Origin of the sequence: Chryseobacterium sp. 'Rf worker isolate 10' (assembly GCF_050753305.1) — a bacterium.
In the GTDB taxonomy this organism is placed as follows: Bacteria; Bacteroidota; Bacteroidia; order Flavobacteriales; family Weeksellaceae; genus Chryseobacterium.
In genome coordinates, this window is sequence record NZ_JBOZOF010000001.1 from 1,922,005 (window position 1) to 1,947,075 (window position 25,071).

General features: G+C 35.8%; 21 protein-coding genes and 1 pseudogene. 4 read left to right on the forward strand and 18 right to left on the reverse strand.

Annotated elements, in window-relative coordinates; genetic code table 11:
* Positions 1–169 precede the first annotated feature (169 nt).
* The 7 genes from LKL37_RS08725 to LKL37_RS08755 all read right to left on the reverse strand — a co-directional run bounded on the left by LKL37_RS08725 (position 170) and on the right by LKL37_RS08755 (position 10,360).
* Positions 170–583, reverse strand: a complete 414-nt coding sequence (locus LKL37_RS08725; RefSeq protein WP_431610165.1) for a ribonuclease inhibitor — start codon at positions 581–583, stop codon at positions 170–172.
* On the reverse strand, positions 564–4,259 hold the full coding sequence (locus LKL37_RS08730; RefSeq protein WP_431610166.1) for a phosphoribosylformylglycinamidine synthase: 3,696 nt from the start codon (positions 4,257–4,259) through the stop codon (positions 564–566). Before LKL37_RS08730 ends, LKL37_RS08725 begins: the two co-directional genes overlap by 20 nt.
* 31 nt (positions 4,260–4,290) lie before the next feature.
* Positions 4,291–5,316: a PDDEXK nuclease domain-containing protein gene (locus LKL37_RS08735; protein ID WP_431610168.1), complete on the reverse strand. Its 1,026-nt coding sequence runs from the start codon at positions 5,314–5,316 to the stop codon at positions 4,291–4,293.
* Between the two features lie 197 nt (positions 5,317–5,513).
* Positions 5,514–6,485, reverse strand: a complete 972-nt coding sequence (locus LKL37_RS08740) for a WG repeat-containing protein (protein WP_431610169.1) — start codon at positions 6,483–6,485, stop codon at positions 5,514–5,516.
* A gap of 50 nt (positions 6,486–6,535) precedes the next feature.
* Positions 6,536–7,963, reverse strand: a complete 1,428-nt coding sequence (gene purB, locus LKL37_RS08745) for an adenylosuccinate lyase (protein ID WP_431610170.1) — start codon at positions 7,961–7,963, stop codon at positions 6,536–6,538.
* Positions 7,964–8,339: 376 nt separating this feature from the next.
* Complete coding sequence (locus LKL37_RS08750) at positions 8,340–8,480, reverse strand: bacteriocin-like protein (RefSeq protein WP_431610171.1); 141 nt, start codon at positions 8,478–8,480, stop codon at positions 8,340–8,342.
* A gap of 134 nt (positions 8,481–8,614) precedes the next feature.
* Positions 8,615–10,360, reverse strand: a complete 1,746-nt coding sequence (locus LKL37_RS08755; RefSeq protein ID WP_431610172.1) for a CocE/NonD family hydrolase — start codon at positions 10,358–10,360, stop codon at positions 8,615–8,617.
* A 141-nt stretch (positions 10,361–10,501) separates the two neighbouring features.
* On the opposite strand from LKL37_RS08755, the pseudogene LKL37_RS08760 reads away from it, so the two are divergent.
* Positions 10,502–10,621, forward strand: a pseudogene (locus LKL37_RS08760) (XRE family transcriptional regulator); the annotation flags it as partial.
* Positions 10,622–10,679: 58 nt separating this feature from the next.
* Here LKL37_RS08760 and LKL37_RS08765 read toward each other — a convergent pair.
* From LKL37_RS08765 to LKL37_RS08800, 8 genes are all read right to left on the reverse strand, one after another.
* A complete protein-coding gene (locus LKL37_RS08765) occupies positions 10,680–11,087 on the reverse strand; it encodes a hypothetical protein (RefSeq protein ID WP_431610173.1) in 408 nt (135 codons plus the stop codon).
* 120 nt (positions 11,088–11,207) lie between these two features.
* Positions 11,208–11,606 (reverse strand): hypothetical protein, encoded by a 399-nt coding sequence (locus tag LKL37_RS08770; protein WP_431610174.1) that lies wholly within the window; start codon positions 11,604–11,606, stop codon positions 11,208–11,210.
* Positions 11,607–11,702: 96 nt separating this feature from the next.
* Positions 11,703–14,030 carry a beta-glucosidase BglX gene (bglX, locus tag LKL37_RS08775; protein WP_431610175.1) on the reverse strand — a complete coding sequence of 776 codons (2,328 nt, stop codon included), beginning with the start codon at positions 14,028–14,030 and terminating at the stop codon, positions 11,703–11,705.
* A gap of 46 nt (positions 14,031–14,076) precedes the next feature.
* On the reverse strand, positions 14,077–14,463 hold the full coding sequence (locus tag LKL37_RS08780) for a hypothetical protein (RefSeq protein WP_431610176.1): 387 nt from the start codon (positions 14,461–14,463) through the stop codon (positions 14,077–14,079).
* A complete protein-coding gene (locus tag LKL37_RS08785; RefSeq protein ID WP_431610177.1) occupies positions 14,463–15,164 on the reverse strand; it encodes a prolyl oligopeptidase family serine peptidase in 702 nt (233 codons plus the stop codon). The genes LKL37_RS08780 and LKL37_RS08785 overlap by 1 nt, the downstream gene beginning before the upstream one ends.
* Positions 15,165–15,242: 78 nt before the next feature.
* On the reverse strand, positions 15,243–16,634 hold the full coding sequence (locus LKL37_RS08790; RefSeq protein ID WP_431610178.1) for a glucoamylase family protein: 1,392 nt from the start codon (positions 16,632–16,634) through the stop codon (positions 15,243–15,245).
* 70 nt (positions 16,635–16,704) lie between these two features.
* Positions 16,705–18,129, reverse strand: a complete 1,425-nt coding sequence (locus LKL37_RS08795; protein WP_431610179.1) for a RagB/SusD family nutrient uptake outer membrane protein — start codon at positions 18,127–18,129, stop codon at positions 16,705–16,707.
* An 11-nt stretch (positions 18,130–18,140) separates the two neighbouring features.
* Positions 18,141–20,969 (reverse strand): SusC/RagA family TonB-linked outer membrane protein, encoded by a 2,829-nt coding sequence (locus LKL37_RS08800; RefSeq protein WP_431610180.1) that lies wholly within the window; start codon positions 20,967–20,969, stop codon positions 18,141–18,143.
* A 362-nt stretch (positions 20,970–21,331) separates the two neighbouring features.
* Between LKL37_RS08800 and LKL37_RS08805 the strand changes: the two genes are divergently transcribed.
* The 3 genes from LKL37_RS08805 (at position 21,332) to LKL37_RS08815 (ending at position 22,893) form a co-directional block, all read left to right on the forward strand.
* Positions 21,332–22,003: a DUF4197 family protein gene (locus LKL37_RS08805; RefSeq protein ID WP_431610181.1), complete on the forward strand. Its 672-nt coding sequence runs from the start codon at positions 21,332–21,334 to the stop codon at positions 22,001–22,003.
* A 40-nt stretch (positions 22,004–22,043) separates the two neighbouring features.
* Complete coding sequence (locus LKL37_RS08810) at positions 22,044–22,349, forward strand: DUF493 family protein (RefSeq protein WP_431610182.1); 306 nt, start codon at positions 22,044–22,046, stop codon at positions 22,347–22,349.
* Positions 22,350–22,416: 67 nt separating this feature from the next.
* Positions 22,417–22,893, forward strand: coding sequence for a hypothetical protein (locus tag LKL37_RS08815; protein ID WP_431610183.1), 477 nt, complete (start codon positions 22,417–22,419; stop codon positions 22,891–22,893).
* 44 nt (positions 22,894–22,937) lie between these two features.
* On the opposite strand, the gene LKL37_RS08820 is transcribed toward LKL37_RS08815, so the two are convergent.
* From LKL37_RS08820 to LKL37_RS08830, 3 genes are all read right to left on the reverse strand, one after another.
* Entirely contained in the window at positions 22,938–23,288 is a 351-nt protein-coding gene (locus LKL37_RS08820; RefSeq protein WP_105700843.1) for an ArsC/Spx/MgsR family protein, read from the reverse strand.
* Positions 23,289–23,375: 87 nt separating this feature from the next.
* The gene (locus tag LKL37_RS08825) at positions 23,376–23,990 is read right to left on the reverse strand and encodes a deoxynucleoside kinase (RefSeq protein ID WP_002977952.1); all 615 of its coding nucleotides are present in this window, start codon (positions 23,988–23,990) and stop codon (positions 23,376–23,378) included.
* A 28-nt stretch (positions 23,991–24,018) separates the two neighbouring features.
* The gene (locus tag LKL37_RS08830) at positions 24,019–24,981 is read right to left on the reverse strand and encodes a hypothetical protein (protein ID WP_431610184.1); all 963 of its coding nucleotides are present in this window, start codon (positions 24,979–24,981) and stop codon (positions 24,019–24,021) included.
* Positions 24,982–25,071: the final 90 nt, after the last annotated feature.

The window sequence follows — 25,071 nt, forward strand, 5'->3', positions numbered from 1 at the left end:
AAGTATTAAGAAAAAACTGTTTAAGAGAAATAATTATCCTGAATTTATCCGGTTTTTAACGCAAAGTATATATTCTAAATGAAAGGGAGCAAAGAATGACAAGTTGATTTGATGAAGCTAGCTGGAAAATGTAAACATTTACAAATTTTCATTCATTACTCATTACTCATCATTGCAACTTAAATATAATATTGGCATGTGATTCTATTATTTCTACCAGGATATCAAAAAGCATCTGTCCTTTTCCTTCTGTCAAATCATCCAGTTTCTGTTGAATTAATTGTATGTTGAAAGGTTTCCCCTGTCTGATTTTATTTTCATAGAATTCTTGGGTGGCTTCATAGCCTAAGTCTTTTTTTGATTTTTCTGATTCTTTCCAAATGATTTCAATTTCTTCTTTATTTTCGAAGACTCCGAAACCTCCGTAGAGAATATCATCAAAGCCATCCAATGTTCCTACTTTCCAGTCTGTATCTTTCATCAGAACACTGGAAGCTTCTTCGTAGAAACCTCCTAAAGATGAAAAATGACCGCCATTGATGACGATCATTTTTCTTGTATTGTTATTTGAAGTATTCAACACCGTTTTTGAATATGTTGTGATAATTCGCGGTTGGTATATTCTTCATGAGACCTTCAGCAAATCGTTCCGGGTGTCCCATTCTTCCATAGATCTTTCCACATGGGCTGGTAATTCCTTCGATTCCGAATAATGAATTATTCGGGTTGAAAGGCATCCCGTGGGCAATGTTTCCATCAAGATCAATGTATTGGGTGGCGATCTGTCCGTTTTCATACAATTTCTTGATTTCTTCTTCCGAAGCCATGAAACGTCCTTCTCCGTGGGAAATCGGAATAGTGAAAGTTTGACCTTTCATTCCTTTTAACCAAGGGCTTTCGTCATTCACTACCTGTACCGTTACCATCTGAGAGATATGTCTTCTGATGGCATTATGAGCTAATGTTGGAGAATTTTCATCCAGATCTTTAATTCTTCCGTAAGGCAACAATCCTGACTTCACTAGCGCCTGGAATCCGTTACAGATCCCGATAATCATCCCATCTCTGTCTAACAATTCGTGAACTGCATTTTTCATCTTCTCGTTTTTCAGAACGTTCACAATGAATTTTGCAGAGCCATCCGGCTCATCACCTGCAGAGAAACCACCTGAGAATGCCAGAATCTGAGATGTTCTGATTTCTTCTACCCATGCATCAATGCTTTCATCCAATAACTGGTGATTGATATTGATCAAAGGTAAGCTGCTTACTACAGCTCCTTCTTTCTGGAATGCATTCAGCGTGTCATACTCACAGTTAGTTCCCGGGAATACCGGAGCGAAAACTTTAGGCTGTGCAATTCCGTGTTTTTTAATGATGATATTTCTTGGGTGGATTGAGTTTGATTTTTCATCAATTTCAACCGTAATCTTTTCTTTTTCTACTGTCGGGAAAAGGTTTTCGAATGTATTGGTATTAGCTGATACAAGGTCTGTAATATTTGATTCAAGACCATTAATTTTTACCACACCTGAATCTTTCACTTCTCCGATCAACTGAAGAGCAGCCGAGCTTAATTCTTCTTTTGCTTCAATGATTAAGCTACCGATATTTTTAGCTAGTAGAACTGTTTCATCAGCATTGATCTCAGCTCCTAATCTGTTTCCGAAGCTCATTTTTGCTAAAGCTACTGCAAGACCTCCTTCTTTCACTGTTTTCACAGAAACAATTTTTCCTGCTTTGATGTTTTCAAAAATGAATTCAAAAACTTCTTTTAAAGTATTATAGTTCGGAAGTCCGCTTTCCTGAGCGATATGATTGAAGAAATACAGTTTGTTTCCTGCATTTTTCAATTCTGGAGAGATAATATTTTCTTTATCTCCGTTGGCACATGCAAAAGAAATCAAGGTTGGCGGGACATTAAGATCCTGGTACGTTCCACTCATGGAATCTTTCCCTCCGATGGCAGCAAGACCTAAATTGATCTGTGCATCGTAAGCTCCTAAAAGTGAAGCCAAAGGTTTACCCCATTTTTCTGGATTTTGTCCTAGTTTCTCAAAGTATTCCTGAAAGCTTAATCTGATGTTTTTATAATCACCCCCCATCGCTACAATCTTTGCCACACTTTCTACTACAGCATAAGATGATCCTAACAGTGAGTTTTGTTTTGAGATTTCAGCATCGAATCCCCAGCTTGCCAAAGAAACGGTTTTAATATCTTTTGCTCCTAAAATTGGTAGGGTCTGCACACTTCCTTCCATCAGGGTCTGCTGGTATTTTCCTCCTAAAGGCATAGCCACTGTAGTAGCTCCAATTGAAGAGTCAAACATTTCCAATAGTCCTTTTTGGGAAGCCACGTTTTTATCTTTTAAGATGTTCAGGAAGTTTTCAGCGGTGAACGCTATTGTTTCTTCTTTTACTTCTTCAAGGTGAGTGATTTTCACTTCCTGAGATTTTGAACATCCGTTGGTATCTAAGAAAGCTCTTGAAAGGTCTACAATTTTGTCTCCTTTCCAGAACATCTGCATTCTTCCTGAATCTGTTACTTTTGCTACTTCTACGGCAACAATATTTTCAGCTTCACAGAATTTGATAAATTTTTCTTTATCCTGAGGATCTACTACCACTGCCATTCTTTCCTGAGATTCAGAAATAGCCAGCTCGGTTCCATTTAATCCTTCATATTTTAATGGGAGTACGTCAAGGTTTACTTCTAAAGAGTCTGCAATTTCACCAATTGCTACAGAAACTCCTCCTGCTCCGAAGTCGTTTGATTTTTTAATCAGCTTCGTTACTTCAGGATTTCTGAATAATCTCTGAATTTTACGTTCTTCTACAGCATTTCCTTTCTGAACTTCAGAACTCATGGTGTGGATAGAAGTTTCGTCCTGCTCTTTTGAGCTTCCGCTTGCTCCTCCTACTCCGTCACGACCTGTTGCTCCTCCTAAAATGATGATTGAATCACCGTTTTCAGGTTTCTCACGTCTTACCCAGTCTACAGGAACAGCTCCGGTAACGAAACCTACTTCCATTCTCTTCGCTTTGTAGCCTTCGTCATAGATTTCGGAAACCATTGTAGTGGCAAGACCGATCTGGTTACCATAAGATGAATATCCGTTGGCAGCCTGTTTTGTAATAGTTTTCTGAGGTAATTTCCCTGGTAATGTTTTGTCAACAGGTTCTAAAACGTCTGCTGCACCCGTTAATCTCATCGCCTGGAAAACGAAAGATCTTCCGGATAATGGGTCTCTGATAGCCCCTCCCAAACAAGTGGATGCTCCTCCAAAAGGTTCAATTTCTGTTGGGTGGTTGTGCGTTTCGTTTTTGAATAATAAATACCAAGGCTCTTTTTTACCGTCGTATTCTGCTTCAATCTGTATGGTACATGCATTGATCTCGTCTGAAATGACAAGATTATCCAGGTTTCCTGTTTTATGGAAATATTTACCGCATACTGTTGCAAGATCCATCAAGGAAATTGGCTTCAGCTCACGGCCTAAGAATTTTCTTTTTTCGATATAATCATTGAAAATAGTTTCCAATGTGTGTTTGAACTGACCTTCAAACTGAAGGTCTGACAACTGTGTTTCGAAAGTCGTGTGACGACAGTGGTCGCTCCAATACGTGTCTAATACTTTTAATTCTGTTTCTGTAGGATTTCTTTCTTCAGTTTTGAAGTATTCCTGAATGAATTTCAAGTCGTCTAATCCTAATGCAAAACCGTGGTTGTTATAGAAATTCTCCAGTTCCGCATCATTGAAATTGATGAAGTTTTCGTGGATGATTACTTTTGATGGCGTTTCATCTGCAGGAATATCCAGAATTGATAAATCTTTTTCCTGAGATTCTACTTTGTTGATCAGAAGGTCTTTGATTTTAACCAAATCCGCTTCAGAAACTCCTTCAAATTCGATTAATTTTCCACTTCTTACTTTTGATTTTTCATTTTCTGTCAGTAAAGCGATACACTGTTGCGCAGAATCTGCTCTCTGATCATACTGACCAGGCAAAAACTCCATTCCGAAATGAATAGCTTTTGCAGGGTTTTCTGTGTGTAAAATATCAGTAACAGGGTCTACGAAGGTGTTGTTTACTACTTTTTCAAATTCTCCGTCATTCAAGTTGAAAATATCATATACATTGTATACTTTCACGCTTTGAACTGCCGGAACAACCGCTTTTACTTCATCAAAAATTTTTGGACTTTCAACATCGAAAATTCCTCTTTTTTCTACGAAAATTCTTTTGTTATTAGACATTAGATGTCAGATTTTTAATATTAGATTTATTTTAATTTTCAAATTTATTTCTTGCTATCTCTATTGAACGGTGCAATTTTTCAAGCAAAACTTTTTCTGAAGGTAAGATAAGTAAATATTCTGCTACTTTTATATTATCTCCTTCCAGATTCATGAGTTCTATATGTTCCGAATTTTTCCCGGAACAAAGGATTAAACCAATGGGAGGGTTCTCCCCTTCTACTTTTTCATATTTATTCAGATATGAGAGATATAGCTCCATCTGACCTTTATGACTGGCTTCAAATTCACCTAATTTTAGCTCGATAACAACTAAAGATTTTAGTTTCCTATGATAGAAAAGCAAATCTAAATAGTAGTCTCTATTATCTATTGTGATTCTTTTTTGTCTTGAAAGAAACGCGAAATCACTTCCTAACTCAGAAATGAATTTTTGCAGCTCTACAATAATGGCTTCTTCTAAATCTTTTTCAGAAAAGGTATCTTTCAATTCTAAAAAATCAAGAAAATAAGGGTCTTTAAAAACCAAATCAGGATTTAAAATATTATTTTCAGACCAGTTTTTCAGCTCTTTATCTATTATTTTCTCAGGCCTTTTACTTATTGCTGTTCGTTCAAAAAGCAGAGAATTGATTTTTTCTCTTAAAACTCTAACACTCCAATTTTCAATTTTACAAATTTCAAGATAAAAGTTTCTTTTAGTATCTTCAGAAATAGGAATAAGGAGTAAGAAATGAGTCCAGGATAATTGTCGCATCGCTGATGCGACAATATTAAAATCACTAAAAACAGACGCAAACTGCATCATTTTTCGGATATTTTTCTCAGAAAATGAATTTCCAAATTCTAACGTAAGTTGTTGAGAGATCTGTAGAATGACTTCCTTACCATACTCTGCTCTTTTATTATCTAAAACATCTTCATTTATTCTTTTTCCTATTTTCCAGTACAAAACCACCATTGCCGAGTTTACCTGAGCTGCAACCTGACTTTTCGTCTTGTCTACCAGCTCCTTTAGATCGGTCATTAATTGTTGATGATTTTGATTCTGTAACATTATTAAAATTAGATGTCAGATTTTTAATATTAGATTTATTTTACTTTTTACTTTTTCTGAATTTAAAGTTTCCATCTTTAAATCCATCTGTATTGGAAATTTTGGGGAAGATTTCTCTTTATCCATTATTCCGTACAAATTTAAAGGAATAAGTCGTATTTTCTTCAAATTTGACCTATGTAATTTCCAAATTTATTTTACTTGTTTATAAACTTATTAGGATTATCCTTATGTTCTTTCTGAAAGTCTTCTGCATTTTTTATTTCTTCTTTCAGCCAGTTTTCAAAAGGAACTTTCTTTTCATTAAAATCCTCAATGGCATAAAATGTTTTTCCATCTTCTGAAACCAGGAATTTGAAACGATAAAGCATATCCAATTCTTTCTTCCTGTCATTATAAGTATTCACCTGATAATAAGGAAAGTTTTCTTTTGGCTTTTCTACAATTTCAAAAAACAGATTCTTTTCTTTCTCAGATAATTTATTGTAAAAATTTACATAATAAAGATCCGAAAGCTTTTTCTTCTGCTTTTCAAAGAACTGAAGGATGTTTTTCTCTTTTTCATTGTATTGAAACGGATTAGGATAATATTTCCCATCTATTTCAACATCCTGCTCTGTTGATTTCGCCAATGGCTGAACAGTTTGACCTTTAATATTCATCACACCCCATTTTCCACCTACAATAGATCTGTGCTCGTCATTTGTTTTTTCCCAATCGCAGCCATCGCAAAATGCAGCGTAACCGTAATTAAAAGGTGATGCAAAATCATGCTCAGCTTCAATGTCAATTTTTCCGTTACGGTCTGCAAATCCTACTTTCCCCTTCTTAACCAATCTTCTCAAGCCTTCGGAGAAGTAATCTGCTCCATTATCATAAAGGAAAGGCTGGTACAGAAATTTTCCATTTTTGTCATACACATATCCCCATGCATTTTTCTCTGATTTCTCACCTTCTTTACTACCATCAAAAAGAATGGTTTCTCCTTCTACAGGATCTCCATCTTTTAGGAATGAAAAGATTTTGAACTGTGCAGGAACAATTATTTTTCCGGCTTTATCTTTTACTCCAACTAAAGAATCTTTGGATTTAAAATAATGTAAATCCTCTTTACTCTGAGAAAAAGAAATAATTGGAATCAATAAAATGGTTACCAGTAGTTTTTTCATAGCAATGAAGTGGGAAATAAAATATGCAGCCCAAAAGACTGCATATTGTTTTATACTTTAAGATCAGCTTCCAATCCTATTAAGTCTTTGTTTTGGTCTATAATCGGCTGCACTTCATTTTTGATGAATTCTTCCGTCTGAATCGGCGCGAAACCAATAAAGTTTTTAGGATCTAAAACTTCTTTCAGTTTTGATTTGTCTAGTTTTAAAGAATCATCATTTAAGATTCTTTCAATAAGGTCGTTTTCTTTTCCTTCTTCTTTCACTTTCTTGGAAGCTTCCATAGAGTGAACTCTGATCACTTCGTGGATTTCCTGACGGTCACCACCTGCTTTTACTTCTTCCATGATGATATATTCTGTCGCCATGAAAGGAAGCTCTTCCATAATATGCTTGTTGATTCTGTTCGGATATACTACGATTCCGTTCATGATGTTATTCCAGATTAATAGAATAGCATCAACCGCTAAAAATGCCTGAGGAATAGTTAATCTCTTGTTTGCAGAGTCATCTAATGTTCTTTCAAACCATTGTGTAGAAGCTACCATTGCAGAACTTGTCGTCAGAGACATCACATATTTTGCCAATGCTCCGATTCTTTCGCTTCTCATTGGATTACGTTTGTATGCCATTGCCGATGAACCGATCTGGTTTTTCTCGAATGGTTCTTCAATTTCTTTAAGATTTTGAAGTAAGCGTAAATCGTTTGTGAATTTGTGTGCAGATTGTGCAATATTTCCTAATAAAGCAACAACTTTAGCATCAATTTTTCTATCGTAAGTCTGTCCGGAAACTCCGAACACTTTTTCGAAACCGAATCTTTTTGAAAGTTCTTTATCTAAGTGTTTTACTTTAGAATAATCACCGTTGAAAAGCTCAAGGAAACTTGCAGCAGTTCCTGTAGTTCCTTTTACTCCTCTGAAACGAAGTGTTTCAAGGAAGAAATCCAATTCTTCGATGTCAAGAACCAAGCTCTGTAACCAAAGTGTAGCTCTTTTCCCAACCGTTGTCAACTGAGCTGGCTGGAAGTGGGTGAATCCTAAAGTGGGAAGGTCTTTATACTGAATCGCAAAGTCTGCTAAGTTCTTCATTACGTTAACCAACTTTTTCTTTAAGATTAAAAGTCCGTCACGAATCTGAATTAAGTCTGTATTGTCTCCTACAAAAGCTGAAGTTGCTCCCAAGTGGATAATTCCTTTCGCAGAAGGCGCCACATCACCATATGCGTGAACGTGAGCCATTACGTCATGACGGAATTTTTTCTCATACTCTGCTGCTTTTACGTAATCGATGTTTTCAGCATTTGCTTTCAATTCTGCAATCTGCTCGTCTGTGATATCAAGACCAAGGTCTTTTTCAATTTCAGCAAGAGCTATCCAAAGCTTTCTCCAATTCTGGAATTTATTATTGTGTGAGAAGTTAAATAACATTTCTTCACTGGAGTAGCGTTCTTCCAATGGATTTTTGTAGGAATTCATTCGTTCTTTTACTTTTTAGATGTACAAAAATACGATTTTTCAGTGAGAGAGGAAAATCCTGTTTCCATGATTTTTCAACTATATTTTGATGATTTTTATTTATACTTTTACCTTGAAGCAAAAGTATACAAAAGTTCAAGACGGGAATCATCCACTAAAAATTTAAATGTACTCCTAAAATTTCCAAACCCGCATGGATCATATGGTTCTTCTTCGGGTTTGAGTCAGTCACATGCTCAGACAGTGGAATTTTTTCAACGGATTACATTTAAATTTTCTTAACGCTCCTGATTCCTAAGTCGATTAGTGAATAAGACATAAAATAGGCTATCCCATTTCTGAGACAGCCCGCTTTACATTATTTTCATGAATCAAATTAATCAATAAGTCCGCATGATGAACCTACAGGAATACATTTTTTCACAAATGAACACCAGAAGTATCCCGGCAGACACATTGGGATTCCTCCCTGAACGGTTTTCAATTCTCTTTTTGAAAGTTTTTTTAGATTTTTCATAGTACTATTTTTTGTTTTTTCCTACTCTATATGCTTTTCGGATTACGCTTTAATTTGGTACTTCCAATATACATATTTTTCAGATACAAAAACATAACCTATTCATTTTATACAATTTACACTAAAAAAGTTATTTACTCTATAAAAACCGGAATTTTCACATAACTATCGTTGTACCATTTGATTTCCAGAGGAATTGAAGCATCTTTTATGGTTTCTGTGCTTACGTCTTTTCCTGTTCCGTAATTCAACTGGGAAAAGGGATTTTTATTAACATCAATTTTCACTACAATCCTACTTCCTTTCTGAAGTTTTTTGCATACGAAATGACTATTGGTAAATTCTATCCATGTTTTATCCCCTGGTTTCAGAAGATTTCTTTTGGTAATGTCTTTTGCATAGCTAGCTCTTCCAATATAATAGGACAAATGGAAATATTTTCCTTCGGGAGTCAATTCATATAAAGTTACTCCCAAATCCACATCTTTTTTATTAATAGAAATATGAAGCCCTCCTACAAAAGAACCGTTTACAATCATTGATTTTTCTACCGGATTGCTGGTAAAAACGAAACCTGTACTTTGATCCAGTTCATTTTTCTCTATTGGAGAGGGGTAATAATCACTGTTGCCGCTTAATTTTCGATCTTTAAAGTCTACCGTTTGAGAAAGAAATGTGTTTTTATTGGAAGTTTTTGGGTCAAGGTAATACGTTCCATTCTTTTTTTGATTGGAAAGGTAAAGCTTAAGAACATTATTGTTCATTTTTTCAAAGGAAGGGGCGCTGCGCCATTCATTCGCTCCCATTACTTCATAATTGATTTTGTCTTTAAGAACTGATGGTTTGGGCCCATTTTTCAGGATATAATCCAACCATTCGTACGTAATTTTCCTGATATCAAAGAGAGCAACTTCATCTACTTTATATTCATTTACTTCTTTTTCGCCTCCCTGCTGAGTTCCAAAATGCCCATATGGACCAATGATCAGATAAAATGGAGTATTTGGGCTATATTTCTGCAATTCTTTAAGATAATAAATACTGGAATTCTGGGAATCATTATAATAGCCATCAAAAGCTAAAACCGGGATATTAATTTGTTTAAAATCCTCTTTATAAGGAGCCATTTTCTGCCAGTATTCATCAAAATCCGGGTGAGTGATCCATTTTTGAAACCATTTGTTGGGAGTTCCGTCAATACTATCCATTTTATTATATGCTTCTCCTTTATCCCACCAGTTAAACATCATTGCTCTGAAACGCTTTCTATCATTTCCTGTTTCATTGTCCAGATATTTGTTGTTTCCTACATAAAATGCCCATTCATAATTGGGATTAATGAAGATATTGTTTTCCATAGGAAGTCCCATTCCCGGACGGTTTGCCACATAAGGCACTATGGTTTTTAATGCCGGATGCAGTGTTTTGCAGGCTGCCCATTGGCTAAAACCGTTGTAACTGCCTCCGTACATTCCTATCTTTCCATTACACCATTTCTGCCGACTGATCCAATCTATTACATCATACGTATCATTGGCTTCAAATTCATAGGGATTTATATCATCCGGGCTCAATCTTTTACCACGTGCATAGGCAATAACACCCACATACCCTTTATCAGCTGCATCTTTCAAAGTTTGAAGATCCCGTCCTGTATCACGAACATAAATGGTAAACTGGAAAACCACCGGAAGAGCTGCTTTCTCTCCCTTTTTTCTTACTACCATCGCAGAAATCATAGCTCCATCTCTTGTTTTCACCATCACGCTATCCTGAATATCATAAGAACTATCCTGAGTCTTGGTAATTGCCGGAGCAGTCTGCTGCCCCTGAACAGAAACCATTATGCACAGAAAAAGAATGAACAGATATTTTATCATTTTTTCTTTTGTTTTATTCAGCCAAGATACTAAAAGCCTAAGTGATAAAATCAACATCATTCGTTTAAAATATTAATAATATTAAATAAAATTTTTAAGTTGAAAACTATTATTAACCTTTATACTGAGCAATATAAATGTAACATCAACCCAATGGACAAAATTATCCAACTTCACGAAGAAAAAATTGCATTGTATGAACGTATGCTGAAAGAAAAGGATGAAATGATGAGCAGGCTGGAAAAATTGTTTTATAAGTAACAGATAAAAGAATAAAAGCCACTCTTCCGAGTGGCTTCCTATTTTTGAGAATCTGATCTTATTGATAAATGACTTCATCATTTTTTTTGATCTGATAACTTTTTTTGTACGGAGTTAAAACATAAGTATCTTTAACATGAGTTCCGCTTTTCCAGACCTTTTCTTTTCCCTGTTTGTCCAGAATGATACTTTTTGCCGCTCCATCCGGAATAAATATTTCAGCTTTTGTCATGCTTTTATTGAAAATCACTGCGGTGCCTGAAGTATAACTTTTATCTGTACTGACTTCTTTAAGTTTTATTTTCTGATCAAAAGTTCTTATACAGTTATTTTTAATCTGAGAATAGGTATACCCTGCTGAGCCAATACAACCATGTACATCTCTATCACCTCCTAAAACAGGAGATTTTTGAGCAAAAATACATGTACCAAGGAGCATTGCACTGAATAAAATAGTTTTTTTCATAGGTTAAATTTTTGTTTTCTGATGGGTTAAAGATATCACAAAAATGTGACATCAATTAATTTCTCTCTAATTTACAAAAAACCACTCTTTCGAGTGGCTTTTCATCTTTAAAATTTGATCCTATTGATAGATTACTATATTATCTTTTTTAAGCTGGTATCCGTTTTTCTTGAAAGGAACCAATACATAGCCATCTTTTTTCCAGGCTTTGGCTTTACCTCCGGCTCTGGTTAGGATAATGCTTCCTGACTCGGCATCTTTAAAGAAAACCTCAGCTTTTTTCATGTCTTTGCTGAAGATTACTGCAGCTATTGAAGTATAGTTTTCTTTCGGAGCTACTTCTGTTAATTTAATTTTTTGTTCAAAAGTTCTTACACAATCCTTTTTTATTTGAGAATAGGTATATCCTGCTGAACCGATGCATCCATGTGCATCTCTGTCTCCACCTTTAATAGGTGTTTGTTGTGCAAATGCTAAAGAACCCAGGAACATTGCGCTAAGGAAAATTGTTTTTTTCATATTGATTTTTTTATATAATAATAGTTACCGAGTTATTATTAAAAATCATGCCAAATAAACCATAACACACATTTCTGTGAATAAATTTCTTTTTTATTACTTAGTCCAATTGATCTTTGAATGCTTTACATCAGCAGAGCTTGTACCAATCATAACATCAAACTCACCTGATTCCCAGTCATATTTCAAATCCCCGTTGTAGAATTTAAGCGTTTCAGGGGTAATATCAAAAGTAACTTTTTTAGATTCTCCTTTTTTCAAAAATACTTTCTGGAAACCTTTCAGTTCTTTTACCGGTCTTGTAATACTGCCAACCATATCTCTTATATATAGCTGAACCACTTCTGCACCGTCATAATTACCGTTATTCGTCACCGTAACAGATGCCTGAATGGTTTGATTTCCTTTCGGATTGGTATTGGATACTGCAACATCAGAGTACCCAAATTTTGTATAGCTTAAACCAAACCCAAACGGATACAATGGCGTATTACACTCATCCATATAATTGGAACGGAATCTTTGATACTCACATTTATCTGTTAATTCCTGACTTAATGGACGGCCAGTATTTTTAGCATTATAGTAAATTGGAATCTGTCCAAGACTTCTTGGGAAAGTCATCGGAAGTTTTCCTGATGGGTTCACTTTTCCGAAAAGAACATCTGCAATGGCATTTCCAGCTTCTGAACCTGCAAACCACGCATTAAGAATAGCATCCGGAGTATCTTTTACATTCGTTAAAGCCAATGGACGGCCTGTAAAAAGAACTACAGCAATTGGTTTTCCGGTTTTCTTTAATTCGTTTAAAAGATCAACCTGAGACTGAGGAATGGTAATTTCTGTTCTTGAAGATGATTCACCACTCATTTCCGCAGATTCTCCGATTGCCAGAACAATAACATCTGCTTTGTTGGCAACATCTACAGCTTCTTTTAATAATTCTTCTTTTGAACGATTGTCTCTATCGGTTTTCTTACCGTGAGCAGCATAAATATCTTCTAATTTAGCATCATAATCAATATTAGCACCTTTAGCAGAAAGGAACTTTACTTCTTTGCCATAATTAGCCTGAAGACCCTGCATCAGGTTTACCGCTTTATCATGTTTTGCGGCAACGCTCCATGTACCGGCCATGTTGAGTGAATTGTTCACCAATGGTCCGATTACCGCAACAGTTCCTGATTTTTTCAAAGGAAGAACCTGATTTTCATTTTTCATTAAAACCATAGACTGAGCGGCAGCACTTCTTGCAATATTTCTGTTTTCCATGCTGAAAACTTCTTTTGCAGCCAGTTTTGCATCACCATATTTGTATGGATCTGTAAATAACCCTAAGTCATATTTTGACTCAAGAATTCTTCTTGCTGCCAGATCAATTTCAGTCTGTGTTACTTTTCCTTCAGATAAAGATTTTTTTAATGTTGTTAAAAAACCTTCTCCTACCATATCCATATCAACACCGGCTTTAAGAGCCAATGCAGACACCTGCTGAAGATCACCCATACCATGATCAACCATTTCATTTATTCCGGTATAATCCGTTACCACAAAACCTTTAAAGCTCCATTTGTTTCTTAAAACTTCGGTTTGAAGCCATCTGTTTCCGGTTGCAGGAACTCCGTCCACTTCATTGAAAGAAGCCATCACAGAAGCTACTCCTGCATCCACAGCCGCTTTGTAAGGTGGGAAATATTCGTTGAACATTCTCACGTGGCTCATATCAACCGTATTGTAATCTCTTCCGGCTTCACCGGCTCCGTATAGTGCAAAGTGCTTCACACAAGCCAAAATGGTATTTCCAACGGATAAATCTTTCCCTTGATACCCATAGACCATATTTTTTGCAATTTCACTTCCTAAATACGGATCTTCACCGGAACCTTCGGAAACTCTCCCCCATCTTGGTTCGCGGGAAATATCCACCATTGGAGAGAACGTCCAGTTGATCCCGTCAGAAGATGCTTCTTTGGCAGCCACTCTTGCGGACTGCTGAACCAGATTCATATCCCATGAAGCGGCTAAACCTAATGGAATAGGAAATGTTGTTTCATAGCCATGAATAACATCCATACCGAAAATCAAAGGGATTTTCAGGCGGCTGTTTTCCACTGCTACTTTTTGAACAGCTCTGATTTTATCAGCTCCTTTTATATTGAATAGTCCACCTACTAAACCTTGTTCAACTTTTTTACCGATGTCTGAACTTTTAGCCAGACCTGTAGTAAAATCACCAGAACTAGGTAAGTTAAGCTGACCGATCTTTTCATCCAATGTCATTTTAGATAAAAGATTGTCTACAAAAGCTTTCTTTTTAGCCTGATACTGAGCCGTCTGATAAGACTGAACGGGCTTATCTACCATTTCCTGTGCAGAAAACACAGGAGCCAATGCTAAAGTGGCGATTACAATTAACTTTTTCATAAATCTATCTTCTTAAATTATTGTTTTTATATTTTTTAGTTTTAATCTATTCTACAATCAAGTATAACTCGTTCTTTTTTTTATTTGATTCTAAATATCCCAAAACGCAAATTAAACTTCCATATTCATTCATGGTATTATCATTTTGGGAAATATCCAGCCATTCAAAATATTTTTTTTCAAGATCATCCGGATGAAGATGCTGCCCTTTATATTGGGATAAATTAATTAATTTTCTACTTCCGAATTCTTTAATGTGTTCTATTTTAACTTCTGTTTGAAAAATAAAATTTAATAAATTAAAAAAATTCTGATCATTTATTATTTTGTTTTCAAATAATAGGTTTTCCGTCGTACATTTTTCAAAAAACCTATTTTCATCCAATAGACTATTATCATCAGATTCATCTAATCCAATAAAAATTAATTCCATTATTTCCCTTTCTTCTTAGATAACATCCATTCATAGAATTTTGGATTTGAATAAGTTGAATCCCAAGAATTGTGATTATCATTCGGGAAAACAACCAATTCTGCAGTTGGGTTTACGGGATGCAGCTTCTGATAAAAATTAAAAGCATTGGCAGGCAGTACAATATCATCCATTCCGCCATGAAATATTTTCATGTTCAAATCTTTAAATTGCTCAATATTCGCTGTCATGACCTGATCTGTAGGTGCACAAACTGAAGCTACAGCGGCAAACATTTCCGGGTGTTCCATTGCCAGCTTTAATGTTCCCCATCCTCCCATAGAAAGGCCTGTAAGATAAATACGGGAAGCATCAATTTTATATTTTTTCTGAATTTCCTGGATCAGATTATATATAGTAACGGTATCCCACCATGCTCCTTCCGGACATTGTGGAGCGAGAATAGCCACGGGTTCTTTGATCAAATTTTTATAGGTAAAGGGACTGTGTGCCTTTACCAGATCAAGATTGGTTCCGCGCTCTCCCGAACCATGAAGAAAAACAATCAAAGGAACATTTCCTTTTGTATTCTGGGGATAGTCCAGAATATAGGATATTTTTTCCTGTCTTTTAATTTCTTTATTCAGTTCTGCTTTTATTTCCTGAGCATTGAGACTCAAAGAAAATGGCAGGAGTAAAAGTGGAATATGTTTTAATTTCATGCTGTTATTTAGGTTTTGGTTAAGACAATGGATTTAATCTTTTTTTGTTTAAATTGATTTAGCCCATTTCTAATTGGATTATTTTATTCCGTATTTGTCTGACTGAAAGCTTAATTTTTTCAATCCCTGCTGAATTTCCGGAGCATTCATAAATAATTTCCAAAGAAATCCGGATCTGTAGTTTTCAATCATTGGAGCGATAGTTCCCTGATCGATAGCCAGATATCTTGGGGTAAACCAATTGTTGTAATTGATTGAAGTGGCATCATAAGGACCAGCTGATCCTATAAATTCTGGTTTTTGAGTATAAATGAATCTCAGGAAAGCCATTGATTCTTTTGGAGTATAAGGAAAGCTGCTCAATGCTGCTGTAGGCGTTATGACTCCGTTATCATTGCTCGGCATATGAGCGGTATATCCTGCACTTCCATCCTCATTTCTGGTATAACCGGCTGTCAGTCCCCAATAGTTTGTCCCATACCCCTTCCATTGCTTTGGATTTTCAACACAGTATTTGTAATCGATAAGGGTTTGGTTTTTATTGATATCAAAGAAATTTTTCACAAGTTTATCTGATAATCCCGTAGGATCAAGCCCGATATATGAATATTGCGCCCAGAAAAGCGGTCCGCCATATTCTTCGGCATAATTGTGTTTTACATACAGAGGTAACCCATATTTTGTTTTGTCTGTAAGGTAGGTTCCATTTCTCGTCCATCCTTTGTAATAGGTTTCTGCATCAATGGAATAGGTAGGTGAAGATGCTGCCAGAATATAGGTGATAAGGCATTCGTTGTATCCTTCCAGGGGAAAGTTCATTTCCCATTGGTATTCCGGTGACCAGTGCCAGTAAAGGACTTTTTGACCACCTTTGGTGTACCAGTTCCACTGAATTCCTTTCCAAAGCTCGTTACATTTTGCTGCAAGGGCTTTTTCTTCCGGAGTTCCGTTTTTGAAGTATTCACGAACCATCAGAATTCCTGAAGTAAGAAATGCCGTTTCCACAAGATCCCCGCCATTATCTTTTTTACCAAAAGGAACTGTTTTTCCGGTTTCTCCATTGATCCAATGTGACCATGCTCCTTTGTGGCGGTCTGCCTTTGCAAGAAAATCCATGATATGAGTAAGCCTTTTTACAGCTTCTTTTCTTGGAACAAATCCTCTTTCTACCCCTACGAGAATAGTTGCCAATCCGAATCCTGAACCTCCTGTAGTGATTACATGCTTGTCATTATCCGGATAGATATTATCTTCATGATAACGCTCTCTTCCCAGCATTGAGTTGGGTTCAGCATAGTCCCAAAAGTACTTAAGGGCATCTTTCTGTACTCTGTCCATCAGCTGTTCATCTGTGATGTTACTTTTTACGGCTTCAATTTTTCCTGCTTCCTGTTTTGCTACTGGAGCATTTTTACAGGAATAAACAAAGAATAAAGAGGTGACAGCTATTGATAATATGTTCCTTTTCATGAGATCTCTTGTTATAAGGTTCTAAAAGAAGAGGAGAACTTTCATTCTCCTCTAATGTTTATGATTTATTTTAATATCCAGGGTTTTGAACGAAAAGTCCGTTACTCTGGTTCATAGCGTCCAAAGGAATTGGGAAAACTTCATTCTTCCCTGTTTTAAATCCTTTAGGTCCTAAATAAGTAGCAGCCTGACCTGTTCTTACTAAATCCGGGAATCTATCCATTTCCATAGCCAGCTCTACTCTTCTCTCCTGCCAGATTGCAGTTCTAAGAGCACCCTGACTGGAAGCGGTAGTATTACCAAGCTGAGCTCTGTTTCTTACTTTATTGATACTTGTAGTCGCAGCAGCTGTATTTCCTAATTCATTAGCAGCTTCTGCATTGATTAAAAGAATATCCGCAAATCTTAAAATTCTTATATTCTGGATAGAACCATAGCCGCACGCATTATTATTTAAAGATGTTGGCACATACACTTTTTGGTTCCACATATTACCTGCCTGAGGATCTCCTTTCTTAATTAAATCTCCTTCAAGAGTGGTTTCTCCTTCTCTTAAAATACTTAATTCTTTTCTGATATCTCCTGGCTCAAATGCATTTTCTAATTCCTGAGTAGGTGTAAAGAAGCCCCATCCAAACTGGTTTCTTACTCCCTGAACTTCTGCATACTGGCTGCCTCCAAATCCTGCAGCACAATCACAATTCACTTCAAAAACAGATTCTGACCCAAATTCTCCAGCCGGTCTGAACAAATGGTTGAAGTCCGGATCTAAAGAATACCCCATACCAATAACTTGATTGGAAGTATCATAAGCTTTTTGATAGTCTTTCATATAAAGATATACTTTTGAAAGTAATCCTAAAGCTGCCCCTTTTGTTACTCTTCCACGATCTGCGGCGGAATAAGTCTGAGGTAACACTTGAGAAGCTGCAATAAGATCAGAAGCGATAAAATTGTAAACTTCCGCAGTAGAATTTCTAGCTTTCAGATAGTTTCCATCTGCTGGTAATCCATCATATATTGGAACTCCTCCATAGATTCTTACCAGATTGAAGTAGAAATAAGCTCTTAGCATTCTGGCTTCAGCTACCAACCTATTTTTAAGTGTAGCATCCATGTCTATCTTAGGGACATTTGTAATCACCTGATTGGCTCTGTTTACAGCCTGCCATTGTCCGATCCAATATCCTCTTACTCCATCATCACTTACTGTAAAAGTAAAATTATCATAAGCATTGATAAACGATGCATCTCCAGGATTAGACCCTTTTTCTACATCATCACCTGTTACCCCAAATACATATTGGGCAGGAAAACCTGTGTTTTCCCAGCTTCTTAAAAAGCTATAAATAGCACTTGTAGCCTGCATTGCATCATCCTGTGTTGTAAAGAAATTTGCTACATTCGTTTGCCCTTCATCTTTAATATCTACAAAGTCATTATTACAACTTATGCTTAAAGAAAGTATGGAGAGTGTTAAAAATATTTTTTTCATAATTTTTTTAATTAAAATGTTAAGTTCATACCGAATGTATAAATAGCAGAGATTGGATAGATATTATTATCAATTCCCATCTGTACTCTGTCTGTATTTGTAATCTCTGGTGAGAACCCATTATATTTGAAACTTGTCCAAGGGTTTTGGGCGCTTACATATAACCTCAGCTTGGTTAGTGATAAGGATTGCGCAAGAGATTTTGGTAAGTTATAACCAACCTGAACATTTCTTAATCTGATGTAGCTGCCATCTTCTACATAGAAACTGTTTGGCAAAATGATGGATTGATTGGAAGTAATCATTGCATTGGTATTAGAAGTACCCGCTCCATGCCATCTGTTATTATACATATCTAAATCCCAGGTTTCGTTTCCAAAACGCTGCTCACGGTTATAGTTGTATATTTTGTTACCAAATACCCCTTGGAAATCAACAGCGATATCAAAATCATATACATTAAAATTAACTCCAAAACCATAAGTTCCTTTAGGAATTGGGCTTCCTAAGAATGTTTTATCTCTTGAGTCAATAGTCCCGTTACCATCCTGATCTGCAAATTTGAACCATCCTGCTTTTGCTCCCGGCTGTCCTGAAGCCGCTGCTTCTGCATCGGTCTGGAAAACACCAGCCACCTGATATCCGTAGTAAGAACCTACCGCCTGACCACTTTGTAATCTAACAATAGAATTTCCGAATAAACTAGCTCCTGTTTCTAAATAAGATCCACCATATACAGATGTGATTTCATTTTTAAGTGACGTAAAATTACCATATATTCCAAAAGTAACATTTTCACTTAATTTAGTATTGTAATTAACAGAAACTTCAAAACCTTTATTTTTAAAAGAGTAAGCGTTTGTTACAAAATTGTTCCAGTTACTTGCACCAGATACCGTTCCCTGGTTTACACCGTACACTACATTTTTGGAATCTTTGTCATAATAAGCCGCATCAATTTTAAGCTTATTATTAAGTAAAGCCATTTCCAGCCCTACATCTTTACCAGTTGTTGTTTCCCAACCAATGTTTGGATCAATAAATTTATCAATAGTCTGCGCAGGATAACCTGAATTGCCAAAATATGCTCCACCACCTATAATAGTTGTATTGGCCGTATATCCTCTTCCTACATTAGGGTTTCCTAATTCACCATAACTTGCTCTCAATTTTAACAAATTGAAGACATTCTGCTCACTCATAAAGTCTTCTTTAGAGATTACCCAACCTGCACTAATTGCCGGAAAAGTTTTAGATCTATCAACATTAATTTGTGAGCTGGCATCTCTGCGTATCGATGCGTTTACTAAATATTTACCTTTATAATCATAGTTAATTCTTCCAAAGAAAGATTCAATTCTTTGCTGATCCTGGAAAACTCCCGAAACAACAGCATCATCCCTATCTACACCTTCCACATGAACAAGGTCTGTACCGCTGGCAATATTTAAAGATCCGTTTGTTCCGTCGTAATTAACATTCTTAGCAGACCAGTAGTCTTGTGACAAAGAAGTTCTTGTTCTGGAAAAACCTGCAAGGATATCAAAATGATGATTACCAAAACTTTTCTTCCAGTTAATTGTATTATCCCAAACGTAGTTTCTATTTCTAAAATTTCTTGTAACTAACGAAGATGCTACCTGGCTGGAAACAGGAACATAATTAAGTGTAGGGGTATACTCATATTGGCTAGGGCTGTAATTATCACTGGAATAACTGATTCTAAATGTAAAATCCTTCAGGAATTTTAATTCTCCCCAGATGTTATTAAGCAATCTCTCCTGCCTTACTTGTGAACGATATAGATCTAGTCTTGCTCTTGGGTTTGGTATAGAATATCCGTTGAAAAACTGATAATCTCCTGTAGCAGGATTCATTACAGAAAATATAGGAGGAGCATTATATGCATTTAACAAAGGATTCTGTGCTACATCAGTACGCATCTTGGAAAAACTGAAGTTATCTCCAATAGTGATGTTATCTGTAATTTTATAGCTAAGGTTCAATTTTGTATTAAATCTGTTAAAACCACTTCCGGAGTTAATTCCATGACCTGCTGCAAGGTTACCTTCATCTTGAAGATATCCTACGCTACCATAATAATTAAGCTTTCCTATGCTTCCGGTTGCCGAGAAATCGTTTGCATTAATGATGCTTGTACGGAAAATCTCATTGTACCAGTTGGTATCTGCAGGGAAATTAGCTCTTGAAATTGATCCTGTAGGGTCTCCATTGTTGTCATTAAGCAACTTCTCATTATAAAGCTGAATATACTGATCAGAATTAACCATTTTAGGAATGTTGGTCACCTTTTTAATTCCTAAATAAGAATTTACACTAAAAACAGGTTTTCCTTTTCCGGTTTTGGTCTTGATAATTACAGCACCATTGGCAGCCTGAGCTCCAAAAATGGCCAAACTCGATGGATCTTTCAATACACTCATAGATTCAATATCCTGAGGGTTAAGGAAAGAGATATCAGTAGTTATCATACCATCTACAATAAAAACAGTATTTCCTGTTAAGGAACCAACTCCTCTGATGTCTACTCTTGGAGACCCGCCAGGAGTACCTGTATTGGTGATGTTTACCCCTGCAAGCCTACCCTGTATGGAGCTTATTGGGTTAGCATTAGGCTTGTCAGCAAGGTCTTTTGCAGAAACCATTCCGATACTTCCGGTAACGTTTTCTTTTTTCTGAGCCCCATATCCGATCAAAACTACTTCTTCGATCTTCTGCTCTTTGGCAGTAGTATCTTTTCTAGCAGTCTGTGCATTGACGTTCATACCGAAGTACAGAACAGCAATGAGACATGAGTACTTTAAATTACTTTGTTTCATATAGTTTCAATTTTATTCAAATAAATTCAATTTTCCTGTCTCTAAATAGTGGAGTTATTTAAAATCTCAAAAAAAGACATTAGCCAAAAATATAAAAAATATCGAACAATGTTAAATTATCTTAAACATTTAAATATTCCCTTGTTTCATTACATTAAAAATGACAAATATTCAAATATTATAATTTTATGCTCAATATAATGATCAATTATCCGCTATTTCATTAATGTTAAATTAACATTTGAAGTTCAAAAATTCACCAAATCCGACTGTCAATTTAATATTTTGTTAAATAGAGAATAGTAATTACCTTTGGTGCAGTTTTTGAGAAAAGCATTTACAAAGAATCAATAAAAAGATCAATGAAAAAATATATCATTGCAGCCGCTCTTATGATCGGGACCGGTGCTGTCATTACCACGAGTGTACAATCATGTACAACACTGGCCACATCGGACATGGGGCTTTCTATTATTAAAAGAATCCTGCTCAATGGTATTGATAAGGGAATGGGCATTTATGGAAACAAAGAAGCCTTCCTTCAGAATAATATGGTAGATAAAGCTCTTCCGAAGGAGTTGAGAGATATCAACTCTATGCTGGAAAAAGTAGCTCCTTCATTGGTTGCCAAAGAAAGAGATTATATTGCACAGGCTGCAGCTTATACGGTAAATACCTCAAAACCGATTTTGGAAGGTGCTGTAAACAGCCTGAATGCTCAGGATGTAACGAGAATTATGCAGGGAACTACGGCTACACAGGTTCTGAAAGAAAAGACATCTCAGCAGCTTATTGCAGCCATCTCGCCTAAAGTAGATGAAAAACTGAATGAATACGGAATTGTAAAAACCATCAATACAGCTTTATCAGGAAGTAATTTTCTGGGAAGTCTTTTAGGTGGTAATAAAAACACAGTTAATTCTGGTGGATTGAGCCAGCTTGCTTCAGAACAACTGGTGAACGGACTGTTCAATATCATTGAAGATTATGAGAACAAGAACTCTAAATCTCTCCTTGGACCGTTTGGAAAATAGGAAAAATTTCGTTATATTTATATTATATTAATAATTGCAGATGGATATATTACAAGGAAATCAACACGCAAGCCCTGAGGATTTTTACAAGTCCCTGAAGGACAAACTGGAGGATCATCATGATTTTCCGGAGGATTATTTATTTAAATTTATTATTCCTACAGACCAGACAAAACTTACTGAAATCTACAGAGTTTTTGATGGTATAAAATTTACACTGGGAAACAGAGAAAGTAAAAATGGAAAATACACTGCCTGCAACATCAATGCATTTGTTTTGGATGCCAATCAGGTTGTGAATATTTATAAAGAAGTAGCAAAGATAGAAGGCGTTATTCTATTGTAAAACAAAACCGTTTCATCAAGTAATGAAACGGTTTTTTTATTATCCCAAAAATATAAACCAAAGCACAATGAACATCCAACTGATCTTATTTAATGTTATTTTAACGGCCACCACTGCAACGAGCTGTATGCATAAAAATAATAGTGATAATACAACCAATATCACCAACGCAGTTCAAAAGCAAAAGATTGAACAAATTCAATTAACAGAAATGACAAGAGGGTTCAGAAAAAGCATTATCTACACCCCATCTTCAAAGACAACAAACACCAATGAAGAAGTTGTTAATGCTAAGATATCTCCTTCAGAATGGAGTACAGTTTCTAAGCTGGCCGGAACTATTGATCTATCCAAAATAGCAGTTCTCCCATCTCCTACTACAGGCCGACACTCTGACCGTGCATTGGCAAGCAATCTTATAATCACTTCCAATGGAACTGAGTATACCTCTTCAAGTTTTGACTCCGGTAATCCTCCGAAGGAACTGGAAGCATTATACAATGCAATAATCGGATCTGATAAGACGAAAGACAAAACCAGATAAATAAAAAACCGCTTTGAACAGAGCGGTTTTTATAATGTATGTCTTTACTTTTCAATAAAGAATTTCACATTTTCAATAGGTCTTCCCAGCATTGCTACTGAACCTTTTACTAAAATAGGCCTTTGTATCAGAGATGGGTTTTCTGACAGAATTTTCAGCCATTCTTCTTCTGAGTAGTTTTTATCTGCGTAATTTTCAAGATATAGCTTATCTGTTTTACGGATGATGTGAAAAACACTCTGATTGAGTTTTTTCAGCACAGTTTTGATCTCAAGAATACTTAGCGGATCTTCAACAATATTAATGATCTCAAAAGTCACTCCGTTTTCGTCAAGATACTCTAATACAGCATTTGACTTTGAACAATTTCCGTTATGTAAAACTTTAACTACCATGATCTATTATTCAAAAAATTAAACTTGCTTTCAACAAATTTAAAAAGAATTACCCTGAGTATGTCTTAATGTACTGATAAAAATATGTTAAAACAATCCGTGAAGTTCAGCTTCAATTTTTTCCAGAATAAATCCGAAATCTTCCGGTTTTTCTACGAAATCAAGATCATCCACTTCTACGATCAGAAGCTTTCCTTCCGTATAATTGGAAATCCATTTTTCGTACTTCTGATTGAGTTTGGAAAGGTATTCAATACTGATTGATGCTTCATATTCACGACCTCTTTTGTAGATTTTTTTAACCAGATTGGGAACGTCTGATTTTAAGTAAATCAACAGATCCGGAGCGGAAACAAAAGATTTCATCAAATCAAAAACTGACGAATAGTTATTGAAGTCCCTGTCCGAAAGAAGATTCATATCATTTAAGTTCTCCGCAAAAATATGGGCATCTTCATAAATGGTACGATCCTGAATAATGTTTTTACCACTTTCTCTGATTTCTTTTACCTGACGGAATCTGCTTCCCAGGAAATATACCTGCAGTGCAAAACTCCATTTGCTCATATCTGAATAAAAATCTTCCAGATAAGGGTTATGATCTACGTCTTCAAATTGTGCATCCCATCCGTAATGCTTGGAAAGCATCGTCGTCAAAGTTGTTTTTCCTGCTCCGATGTTTCCTGTAACTGCAATATGCATAAATATTCTTTTTCCTTGTATTTATTGATTAATTGATAAGTTTTTCAAGGCCGTCTGTCTGAACTTCGGAAGCATCTTCGATCAATTTTTGTAATGTATTGTCTGAAGGCTTCTCTGCTGTAGTCTCTTTGGGGGTTTCTTCAGGTTTTTCTACTGGTTTTTCTGTAGGCTGCTGTAGAGATTCCGGCTGAGCTTCGAGCTGTTTTTGCTGTTTGGCTTTCTTTACTTTTTCAAGGCTGTAAAGATAGAGTTTGTTACCCTTGATTTCAAAATAAGAGAGGATATTTTTATCCACAATTTGTGCATCCTGATCTTCAAAAATAGTCACCATCCCTTTTTCAGGAATATATTGTGAAATGAAATTATTAGCAACCACAAGAATGGCATCATTCTCTCTTCTAAAGCGTTTCCCGTTATCCAAAGGGGCTTCAAACAGCTTTTCAAATTTCAGGCTGTAAATTCTGATGTGTTTTCTCGTTAAAATATAGACTTTATTTTCATACACCAGCATATCCATCAGATCTTCGAAACTGATGTCAAAAGGATATGAATTGATCGTTGTATCATTTCTGAAATTGTACTGTATCAAGCGTTTTGTACTGTCATCCAAAAGCCATAGCTGCTGCAGATCTTCAGCATATGCCATTCTGATGAACCCAAATTTTTGTTTAAAATCCAGCTTTTGAATTTCATTCATATTCTGATCTACAAATTTCATTTCCTGAGCATTTTCAGAAAACAAAGGCACATTCAGGGGGTTTTGTACAGATTGTACTTTATAAGGAACGGTAAGCATCATTTTCCCGATCTGCTTTCCTAAAGAATCATATTTGGTAAAACTAAAATCCTTGTTTTTATAGATATACAGACTTCCATAGTCATCGGCAAGCATATCTTTAGCTTCCTTGAGTTTCAAGGTATCTAAAGGAATCATATTCTGCGCCGAAGCCGTACAGAAAAGGAGAAAAAATAGTATGTTTAAAAACTTCACTCTGCTTTTTTAATGTGGTCAAGATACTGAAAAATAATTTCATCCAAAAGACCATAAAATTCAGTACAATCTTCTTTCATATCAATCAAA

Bases quoted from the DNA above. Each gene is read 5' to 3' on its own strand.
- LKL37_RS08800 (WP_431610180.1), bottom strand. From the start codon at position 20,969: ATGAAACAAAGTAATTTAAAGTACTCATGTCTCATTGCTGTTCTGTAC.
- LKL37_RS08825 (WP_002977952.1), bottom strand. From the start codon at position 23,990: ATGCATATTGCAGTTACAGGAAACATCGGAGCAGGAAAAACAACTTTG.
- LKL37_RS08790 (WP_431610178.1), bottom strand. From the start codon at position 16,634: ATGAAAAGGAACATATTATCAATAGCTGTCACCTCTTTATTCTTTGTT.
- LKL37_RS08815 (WP_431610183.1), top strand. From the start codon at position 22,417: ATGAACATCCAACTGATCTTATTTAATGTTATTTTAACGGCCACCACT.
- LKL37_RS08730 (WP_431610166.1), bottom strand. From the start codon at position 4,259: ATGTCTAATAACAAAAGAATTTTCGTAGAAAAAAGAGGAATTTTCGAT.
- LKL37_RS08740 (WP_431610169.1), bottom strand. From the start codon at position 6,485: ATGAAAAAACTACTGGTAACCATTTTATTGATTCCAATTATTTCTTTT.
- LKL37_RS08820 (WP_105700843.1), bottom strand. From the start codon at position 23,288: ATGGTAGTTAAAGTTTTACATAACGGAAATTGTTCAAAGTCAAATGCT.
- LKL37_RS08795 (WP_431610179.1), bottom strand. From the start codon at position 18,129: ATGAAAAAAATATTTTTAACACTCTCCATACTTTCTTTAAGCATAAGT.
- LKL37_RS08770 (WP_431610174.1), bottom strand. From the start codon at position 11,606: ATGAAAAAAACAATTTTCCTTAGCGCAATGTTCCTGGGTTCTTTAGCA.
- LKL37_RS08810 (WP_431610182.1), top strand. From the start codon at position 22,044: ATGGATATATTACAAGGAAATCAACACGCAAGCCCTGAGGATTTTTAC.
- LKL37_RS08755 (WP_431610172.1), bottom strand. From the start codon at position 10,360: ATGATAAAATATCTGTTCATTCTTTTTCTGTGCATAATGGTTTCTGTT.
- LKL37_RS08750 (WP_431610171.1), bottom strand. From the start codon at position 8,480: ATGAAAAATCTAAAAAAACTTTCAAAAAGAGAATTGAAAACCGTTCAG.
- LKL37_RS08735 (WP_431610168.1), bottom strand. From the start codon at position 5,316: ATGTTACAGAATCAAAATCATCAACAATTAATGACCGATCTAAAGGAG.
- LKL37_RS08765 (WP_431610173.1), bottom strand. From the start codon at position 11,087: ATGAAAAAAACTATTTTATTCAGTGCAATGCTCCTTGGTACATGTATT.
- LKL37_RS08805 (WP_431610181.1), top strand. From the start codon at position 21,332: ATGAAAAAATATATCATTGCAGCCGCTCTTATGATCGGGACCGGTGCT.
- bglX (WP_431610175.1), bottom strand. From the start codon at position 14,030: ATGAAAAAGTTAATTGTAATCGCCACTTTAGCATTGGCTCCTGTGTTT.
- LKL37_RS08785 (WP_431610177.1), bottom strand. From the start codon at position 15,164: ATGAAATTAAAACATATTCCACTTTTACTCCTGCCATTTTCTTTGAGT.
- LKL37_RS08780 (WP_431610176.1), bottom strand. From the start codon at position 14,463: ATGGAATTAATTTTTATTGGATTAGATGAATCTGATGATAATAGTCTA.
- purB (WP_431610170.1), bottom strand. From the start codon at position 7,963: ATGAATTCCTACAAAAATCCATTGGAAGAACGCTACTCCAGTGAAGAA.